Origin of the sequence: Streptomyces sp. NPDC058045 (genome assembly GCF_042885635.1) — a bacterium.
Taxonomy (GTDB): Bacteria; Actinomycetota; Actinomycetes; order Streptomycetales; family Streptomycetaceae; genus Streptomyces.
Window position 1 is genome coordinate 76,879 of sequence record NZ_JBHVRR010000029.1, and the last position, 7,536, is coordinate 84,414.

5 protein-coding genes are annotated in these 7,536 nt (G+C 69.5%); all 5 read left to right on the forward strand.

All coding sequences use genetic code 11. The features are described from left to right. The first annotated feature begins 38 nt into the window (after positions 1-38). The 5 genes from ptlE (at position 39) to ACFVST_RS19030 (ending at position 7,219) form a co-directional block, all read left to right on the forward strand. Positions 39-1,793 carry a neopentalenolactone/pentalenolactone D synthase gene (gene ptlE, locus ACFVST_RS19010; protein ID WP_390152965.1) on the forward strand — a complete coding sequence of 585 codons (1,755 nt, stop codon included), beginning with the start codon at positions 39-41 and terminating at the stop codon, positions 1,791-1,793. Positions 1,794-1,820: 27 nt separating this feature from the next. Further along, on the forward strand, positions 1,821-2,348 hold the full coding sequence (locus tag ACFVST_RS19015; RefSeq protein ID WP_390152944.1) for a TauD/TfdA family dioxygenase: 528 nt from the start codon (positions 1,821-1,823) through the stop codon (positions 2,346-2,348). 58 nt (positions 2,349-2,406) lie between these two features. Further along, complete coding sequence (locus ACFVST_RS19020; protein WP_390152947.1) at positions 2,407-3,420, forward strand: pentalenene synthase; 1,014 nt, start codon at positions 2,407-2,409, stop codon at positions 3,418-3,420. Between the two features lie 77 nt (positions 3,421-3,497). Beyond that, the gene (gene ptlI, locus ACFVST_RS19025) at positions 3,498-4,850 is read left to right on the forward strand and encodes a pentalenene oxygenase (RefSeq protein WP_390152950.1); all 1,353 of its coding nucleotides are present in this window, start codon (positions 3,498-3,500) and stop codon (positions 4,848-4,850) included. Positions 4,851-5,308: 458 nt separating this feature from the next. Then, entirely contained in the window at positions 5,309-7,219 is a 1,911-nt protein-coding gene (locus tag ACFVST_RS19030) for a hypothetical protein (protein ID WP_390152953.1), read from the forward strand. Positions 7,220-7,536: the final 317 nt, after the last annotated feature.

Below are 7,536 nucleotides of genomic sequence, written 5' to 3' on the forward strand. Positions count from 1 at the left end.
GCAGAGACGCATCACCGCCGTCCATCGATCTGGAATCGGTGCGGCAGAAGTACCGGCAGGAACGTGACAAGCGTTCCACCGGCCGCACCTACCAGTTCGCCCGAGGTGAATTCAGCCGCTACGCCCGGGACCCCTACACCGAGCGGCAGGAACGCGCCCCGCTCACCGACGAGGTGGATGTCGCCGTCATAGGCGCCGGAATCGGTGGCCTGCTGACCGGTGCCCATCTCCGCGGGGAGACGAGCCTTGAGCGCATTCGGCTGATCGACGAGGCGGGCGATGTCGGCGGCACCTGGTACTGGAACCGCTTTCCCGGTGTCCGCTGCGATGTCGAGAGCTATATCTATATGCCGCTGCTCGAAGAGACGGGCACGATACCCACCGAGAAATACTCCACCGGGCCCGAGATCTTCGCCCACCTCCAACAGATCGCCCACCGGTACGACCTCTACCGCGACGCCCTTTTCCAGACCTCCGCCACCGAACTCCGCTGGGACGAATCAGCGAGCAGATGGCTGGTGAGCACCGATCGCGGCGATCTGATCCGGGCCCGGTATGTGGCGATGTCGATCGGGCTGATGCACCGCCCCAAACTCCCCGCGTTACCCGGCCTGGAGACGTTCGCCGGGCACGCATTCCACGCCAGCCGCTGGGATTTCGACTACACCGGAGGCGACAGTACGGGCGGCCTGACCGGACTGCGGGGCAGAAGAGTCGGAGTCATCGGCACCGGGTCCACCACCGTCCAACTCGCCCCGCATCTCGCCGAGTTCTCCGAGCGACTCGTCCTCTTCCAGCGCACCCCGGCCGCCGTCGACATCCGCGGCAACCAGCCCACCCCGGCCGGCTGGGCGGACACCCTCGAACCGGGCTGGCAGCAGCGCCGGATGGAGAACTTCCACGCGCTGACCTCCGGGGTCCCGCAGGACGAGGACCTGGTCCGGGACCGCTGGACGCAGACCACGGCCGAGTTGGCCGCCGCGATCCTGCCCACCGGCGACACCGGGGGCGACCCGAGGGAGCGGGCGCTCGCCGCCGAGCGGGCGGACTTCCGCACGATGGAGGAGCTGCGCGCCCGCATCGACCGGACCGTCACCGATCCGGCGACCGCCGCCGCGCTCAAGCCGTACTACCGCGTCTATTGCAAACGGCCCTGCTTCCACGACGGCTACCTCCAGATCTTCAACCGGCCGAATGTGACCCTCGTCGACACCCAGGGGCGAGGCGTGGAACGGCTCACTCCCGCCGGGGTGGTGGCGAACGGCGTGGAGTACCCGGTCGACTGCCTGGTCTTCGCCACCGGCTACGAGCACGAGTTCGCCGTGCCGTACACCGATCGCGCCGGGTACGACATCGTCGGCCGCGGCGGTCTGCGGCTGTCGCAGAAGTGGGCGGACGGGGCGCACACCCTGCACGGGCTCCAGGTGAACGGCTTCCCCAACTGCTTCATCCTCTCCAAGATCCAAGCCGGCCGGCACGTCAACATCGCGTACATGCTGGGCGAGCAGACACGGCACCTCGCCCACATCGTCAAGTGCGTGGAGGACAGCGGCCATCGGGTCGTGGAGGCGTCCGAGGCCGGCGAGAAGGAGTGGGGTGAGGAGATCCTCCGGCTCGCCCCCGACAGCACCGACTTCCTGGAGAGCTGCACCCCCGGCCTCTACAACAACGAGGGAAACCCGGGCGGACTGCCCCCGCGCAACGCCAGCTACGGCGGCGGCTCGGTGGAGTTCGTGAACATCCTCCGGCACTGGCGCGAGGCAGGCGGCCTCGCCGGTCTCGTACTGCGCTGACCCCCGCGACGAAGGGAGGCACCACCCATGGACATCACGCCGATACCCGGAGCCCCACTCGGCGCCCTCGTGTACGGCGCCCAGGTCGTCGGCGATATGGCCGAGACCCGGTACGAGGAGATCCGGGCGGCGCTCGACACCCATCCCGTCCTCGTCCTCCGCGGCCATGAGCGGCCCTCCGCCGAGGAGTTCCCGACCTTCGGCCGCCGCTTCGGGCACATCCCCGAGACCGGTCTGACCAGCGGTGCCCACCCCGACCACAACGAGATCCTGATCGTCTCCCACCTGTCGGAGGACGGCGGCAGGATCGGTGTCGGCGACGCCGGGGGGATGGGCCGGCACACCGACTGCTCCTTCCGCCGGGGCAAACCGCAGTGCTGCACGTACACCCACACCTGGCAGCCCGGGGACATCGTCGTCCGGGACCAACTGGGCACCATCCACGCCAAGCAGGCGTTCGACCCGGCCGAACGGCGCGTCATGCGCCAGGTCGTCAGCATCTTCGACGACCCGGGCACGCCCTGGACCGAGGCGGACGAGGCGGCCGAGGCATGACCCGCCCCAGACGCCGCGTGCCCGCCGCCTCCCCGCCACCCGATCCGGAGGACCGCCCATGCCCCAGGACGTCGACTTCTACATCCCGCTGCCCGGTCGGCAGAGCCCGGATCACGCCCGTGCGGCCGTCGACCAACTCGCCTGGCCGCGCGCCCTCGGGCTGATCAGATCCGAGGCGGCGGCCGAACGCCATCTCCGCGGCGGCTACGCCGACTTGGCCTCCCGCTTCTACCCCCACGCCACCGGGACCGACCTCGATCTGGGCGTGGACCTCATGTCGTGGTTCTTCCTCTTCGACGACCTCTTCGACGGACCGCGCGGCGAGCGACCGGAGGAGACCAGACAACTCACCGACGCCGTGGCAGCCGCCCTGGACGGGCCGCTCCACACCTCCGCACCGCCCATAGCCCACGGGTTCGCCGACATCTGGCGGCGCACCGGCGAAGGCATGACACCCGCCTGGCGCGCCCGCAGCGCCCAGCACTGGCGCAGCTACTTCGCCGGCTATGTCACCGAGGCGGAGAGCCGCCACCGGCGCACCCCCTACGACTCCGCCGACGCGTACTTGTCCGTGCGGCGGCACACCATCGGAGTGCAGCCGACGGTCGACCTCGCCGAGCGCCTGGGCCGCTTCGAAGTACCCCATCCCGTCTTCCACAGTGCCGTGGTCTCCTCGATGCTCCAGATCGCCGCCGACGTCAATCTGCTGCTCAACGACATCGCCTCGCTCGAAAAGGAGGAACTCCGCGGCGAGCAGAACAACATGGTCATGATCCTCGGCCGGGAACACGGCTGGTCGCGGACCCGGAGCGTCTCCCATATGCGCGACGAGGTGCGCGTCCGCCTGGAGCAGTACCTGGTACTGGAGTCCTGCCTGCCGCAACTCGGCGACATCTACCGGCTCGGCGCGGCCGAACGCGAGGCCCTGGAGCGCTACCGCGACAACGCGGTACGCACCGTGATCCGCGGTTCCTACGACTGGCACCGCATCTCGGGCCGGTATGACGCCGAGTTCGCGCTCGCCGCCGGAGCCCAGGGCTACCTGGAGGAACTCGGCAACGCCCGCCGCTGACGGCACCCACCCGACCGGTCGCCACCCACCGAGGCCGGCCGTCAACAACCCAGCCCAGACGGGAAGTTGCGATTCCAATGACCGAACCGACCACCTTCTCCGCCGGAGCCGCACCCGGGGCACTCCCCGCCCTGGGACACGCCCTCCATATGATGCGGCACCCCGTGGACTTCATGACCTCGCTGGCCGCGCACGGCGACCTGGTCGAGATCAGGATCGGCCCCACCACGGCCTACGTCCCCACCCACCCCGAACTGCTGCGGCACGTCCTGACCAACGACCGCGTCTTCGACAAGGGCGGCGTCTTCTACGACCGGGCCCGCGACATCGCCGGCAACGGCCTGGTCACCTGCCCCTTCGCCGACCACCGCCGCCAACGCCGGCTCATGCAATCGGCCTTCACCCGGGCCCAGTTGAAGCGGTACGCCGAGGCCATGCACGCGGAGATCGAGCACACGGCGTCCCGCTGGGAGGACGGCATGGTCGTCGACGCCTTCCAGGAGATGTACGGAATGGCGCTGCGCACCGTCGGCCGCACCCTGTACTCCACACCCGTCAGCCCCGAACTCGCGGCCAAGGTGGAACGTTCCTTCGACATCGTGCTCAACGGCCTGTTCCGGCAGATGTTCCTCCCGGCCGCGATCCGCCGGCTCCCCCTGCCCTCCCAGCGCCGGTACCGAAAGAACCTGGACTTCCTGCACCACACCACACAGCAGCTCATCGACGCCTACCGAAGCTCCGACACCGAACGCGACGACCTGCTCGCCGCCCTGATCACCTCCCGCGACGAGGACGGCGGCCGGCTCGGTGACAAGGAGATCCACGACCAGGTGATCACCATCATGGCGGCCGGCACCGAAACCGTCGCCGGCACCCTCACCTGGGTCTTCTACCTCCTCTCCCAGCACCCGGAGATCGAGGCCGCGCTCTACGAGGAGATCGACACCGTCCTCGACGGCCGCCCCCCGCAGTGGGACGACCTGCCCAAGCTCTCCCTGACCGACCGCGTCATCTCCGAGGCGCTGCGACTCCACCCGCCCGCCTGGCTGTTCACCCGCAGCACCACCGGCCCGACCGAACTCGCGGGCCGGCCGATCCCCACCGGCTCCACCGTCGTCTTCAGCCCCGCCGCGGTCGCCCGGTACGAGGACGCCTTCGACCGCCCCACGGCCTTCGACCCCGACCGCTGGCTCCCCGACCGGGTGACACCGGCCGCGCGCCTCACCTACGTCCCGTTCGGCACCGGCGCCCGCAAATGCATCGGCGACCTCTACGCCCGCACCGAGGCGACCCTGGGCCTCGCCACCCTCCTCAGCCGCTGGCGCGTCACCTGCGAGCCTGACATGGACATCCGCCCCGTCCCCCTCGCCACCATCTACCACCCCCGCCGACTCCACCTGAAACTGACGACGCGGCCCGCTGCGAGTTGACGGGCGGTCGTGCCCGGGCACGGCGGACGCCGCGGCACCGGACATCAAGGTGTGGGCCAGCGCGCCCGTCGTTCCGGATCAGCACGCCACCTGGCCGGGTCTCACCCCGCATCGAACACGGCACATCAGTCACAGGGCAACTCTCCCCGCACGGAAGAATGTTGGCTTCGCAGGCTTGACGGTCGCGACGGGGGCCGTCCATTCTCCTGGCAGTGGTGTAGTCCATTTTTGGTCCAGGCGCCCGGCGATCCCGGGCACGCCTGCCGGCCTCCCGTCTCACACACCCTCGAAGCCACTCCAGGGCAGGTGCGGATGCCCGTCGTACGACCAGGTGCGGGTGGCAGGCGATGGCTCCCCAGGGGTCTCACCACGTGAACGGCGCTGTCCCACAAGGGACTTCGTCTGTCGGAAGACGACTTCGGAGGTTGGCTGTGCACAGAGCTTCGACTCCCACGCCGGTGAGAGCACGCCCACCCGGACGCCTCTACCTCTGGGCGGCGCTGGTCGCCCTGCTGGCGGTGTTCGTGGCGTCGCCGGCCTGGCCCAGTCGGGCCGACACCGCGACACCCGCGTACGACGGTCAACCGCGTTCCGACACCGCCCTGTTCAGCATCAAGGGCACGAACAACGCCGCGGCGCAGGAGTTCGTCACGGACGACAGCCGCGTGGACAAGGCCGCGCTCTATCTGTCGAACGGCGCCGCCACCGGCTCCGTCACGGTGGAGCTCCGCACGGTGCGCGAGGATCCCGCCTCCGCGATCGCGTCGAGCACCCTGGACATCGCGAAGCTCGGCGGCGGGGGAGCGGGCTGGCTCGAATTCCCCCTCGGCGCCGACGTCACCCCCGGGCAGACCTACTACCTGTTCGCGCAGGCCACGACGACGGAGAACAAGCCGATCGCCTGGTACGGCACATCGGCGTCGGTCGAGGGCTCGCTCACGAGTTGGAACTACGACCTCTCCTACTGGGGCGGCTGGCTCCCGTACGGCACCCGGCTCGCCTTCTTCGTCAACCCGACCGGCACCGAGGCCTGCGGCGACCCGGACCTGTGCTACCGCGCCGTGCCGGACTCCGTACTCCGCGCCGCCACGGCGGGCCTCTTCCACAACGGGAAGACCACCGCGGCCATCACGCCCCTGATGGCGTACGGCGCCACGTACGTGCCGGACAGCAATGTGCTGGAGATGCCCAGAGGACGCTGGCGCTACCTGCCCGCCGGTGCGACCGAGCCGGTCAGCGTGCCCGCGAACGACCCCGGGGCACTGCGGCAGATCGCCGAGTCGCGTGCCTGGCTCAAGGCTGGCATCGTCCCCGGCAAGTCGGGACCGGAACGTGAGGCTGCCGCCCGCGCCCTGCTGTCCATGAGGGCGCTGCTCCAGCCCAACGGCGCGTCCGCCGCCGCCTGGCACTCCGCGTGGAAGTACTCCTGGCCCCGCGACTCCAGCTATGTCGCCGCCGCGTTCGCCCAGACCGGCCACCCCGAGGAGGCCCACCGCATCCTGAAGTACAACGCCGCCACCCAGCGCGCGGACGGCACCTGGGAGGCGCGCACCAAGCTGGACGGTTCGGGTCCGCCGGACGGCCGGAAGTGGCAGTTGGACGCGAACGGCTTTGTGCCGTGGGCGACTTGGCAGTGGTACCAGACCGCTCCGCGCCCGACGCGGTACGCGGACCTGCAGAAGCTGTACCCGATGATCCAGAAGGCCGCCGACTACGCCGCCGCCTCACTGACCGAGGAGGGACTGCCGCCGGCCTCACCGGACTACTGGGAACTCGACACCGACACGGCGAACATCGGCACCGCCGCACCCCTGCTCAGCGGATTCAACGCCTCCGCCGATCTCGCCCGGAATCTGGGGCATGACGAGGACGCGGCGAAGTGGGCACAAGCCGCACGCAAGTTGTCGGCCGCGATAGTCAAGCACTTCGCGCCCCTCGGCTACCAGCGCACCGTTGACGGCAAGCACGGCCGGGACAGCGCGGCCGCCTTCATGGCCCCGCCGTTCAACACCGGTCCCGCCGATGTGCCGACCGCACTCGACTCCACCTTCGCCGCCCTGAAGCGGGCGAACGGAGGCGTCGTCCCCGGCGACGACCCGTCGCACAACTGGGGCGATGCGACCTGGACGCCGAGTACTTCATTCTTCGCACTGGCCTGGGCCGGTCTGGACGAGAACAAGAAAGCGCACCAGGTGCTCGACTGGGTGCTCTCCAAGCGCAACATCCTCGGCGAACTGCCGGAACAGATCGCCGGCGACGGCACTCCGCAGTCGGTCGTACCGCTCGGCTGGACGGACTCCCTGGTGTTGCTGACCCTGCGCGATCTCGACACCGGAAAGGGCCTCCCGGTGCCACCCTCCATACGCTGATCGACGTATAAGCCGGCCCGCCGCCCCGCGCACCGAGATCGACGCGCGGGGCGGCGGGCTGGCACGGAAGCGTTCTTTTCCATTCCGTTTAGCCGGCTCGTAAGTCATGCCGCGAGTAAGCATGGGGAGTTCGGCCACCATTTCCGTTCGCGGTCTTTTTGCCCCCGTGTGTTACTCATGTACGGCCCGCTGCTCCGTGTTTGACTCCTGAGTCGTGACGGCCTAAGGGCTGTCCCGTAACTGCTGGTCGTCACTGGGGAGCGACGTGCAGGTCCCGGATGTACCAGTCGAACCGTGTGCCGTCCTTGCCGTGCGGC

Excerpts from the sequence above, each read along its gene's own strand:
- ptlI (WP_390152950.1), top strand. The coding sequence starts at position 3,498 with ATGACCGAACCGACCACCTTCTCCGCCGGAGCCGCACCCGGGGCACTC.
- ACFVST_RS19020 (WP_390152947.1), top strand. The coding sequence starts at position 2,407 with ATGCCCCAGGACGTCGACTTCTACATCCCGCTGCCCGGTCGGCAGAGC.
- ACFVST_RS19015 (WP_390152944.1), top strand. The coding sequence starts at position 1,821 with ATGGACATCACGCCGATACCCGGAGCCCCACTCGGCGCCCTCGTGTAC.